We start from the raw sequence: 1,397 nt of genomic DNA on the forward strand, positions 1-1,397 counted from the left end.
ACCTCCATGCCGTCCTCGGTGACCTTGGTGGACATCTCGGAGCCAGTCTTGCTCACCGTGAGCCCTTCCTCGTCAAAGGTGAATCCGGTGGCGGTTTTTACCGTCTCCACCCCCTCCGAGAGTTTCTTCTCGATGGCAATGTTCACCTGGTCCGAGGTGAGGGAGAGGCTGACCTGCTCGGTCAGCTCCTGCAACGACTGCTCCACCCCGTCCAGAGAGGTCTGGGTCTCGCTCTGCACCCGCTGCACCGTGGCGGTGATGGCGTTGGTGTTGATCTCCAAGTCGGACAGGCGAGATTCCTGGCTCTGAATGATCTGGCCCTGGTTGGCCGTGGTGTCCTTCAGGTCGTCAATTTCGCCCTGTGTGTCCTCGGGCGCAGGGGTCCAGTCGGTAGCTTTGTTACCGATTTCGAGTTTTACATTCTCTATGTAGTAATTTTCCACATAGGGATATTGCCCAAGACCTATATGGACGTAAGAGGCTGAGGCCGGAACAGATAAATCAAACTTGAATTTACCGTTATTAACAGTTACAGCCAGATTTTTCTGAATATCAGCAGTCGAATTGTCTTCTTTCCTAAATTGATAGTAGCAGTTTATTTTCGCTAGGTCCGTGAATCCGGTCACAACAACTTCGGATCCTGATATATTAGAACTTATAAAACCTATGATATCTAAGGGTTTTGCGGTTGTAGATATCTTATAGCCATCTATGGACAGATTATCAAGTTCTCCAGGATGTGTCGTTCCACCTTTGTATAGCCCTATCGTTTTTTTCGAAAGAAGATTCCTTCCTCCAACCTCGATTTCATTCACAGCTTCCCAACTTGAGTCGCAAATCGGAGTAGTGTACTTGGTGCTCGCAGGGTTCGTATATACAATCTTGTTGCGTGTCCAAATATACTTCCCGCTACTCCAGGTCGGAGGCGTAGTCGTCCAAGAGCCACCCGTTTGAGCAGTTTTTGATGTGGAGAGATAATACTCCTCGGTGATGGAAGAAACGCCCGTTCCCGCCGCACCGGTAGCACCTTTGGCTCCTGTGATACACACCGGCTTGCTCTCCTCCACCCCACCGTTGGTGAGGGTAGTCACCGTCTTGCTCCACATGTACTTTCCGTTGACCCAGGCCGGGGCGGTGGTGGACCAGCTGCCACCAGTAAGGGAGGTGGAGCTGGTGGAGAGGTAGTATTGCACGTCCACGCTCTGTACCCCCACGCCGGAATCACCGCTATCTCCCTTCTCACCCTTCGGCCCCTGGGGACCGGTGGAACCGGTCTCTCCCTTGATTTTCGTCCAGGCGTACTTGGTGGGGTCGGTAGAATCGCTGGATGTGTAGTCCACATACTGGCCAATATACAGCTTTCCTGAGGCATTAGTGGTACTGAATCCGCTAGTTCC

The 1,397-nt window shown here is 52.1% G+C and carries 1 protein-coding gene; it reads right to left on the reverse strand.

Features of this window, described 5'->3' with window-relative positions; translation table 11 throughout:
• The coding region (locus tag B5G37_RS14445; RefSeq protein ID WP_143482996.1) for a hypothetical protein at positions 1 to 443 on the reverse strand (443 nt) is incomplete at its 3' end.
• Positions 444 to 1,397 lie beyond the last annotated feature (954 nt).

The organism is Pseudoflavonifractor sp. An85, assembly GCF_002161235.1.
In the GTDB taxonomy this organism is placed as follows: Bacteria; Bacillota; Clostridia; order Oscillospirales; family Oscillospiraceae; genus Enterenecus.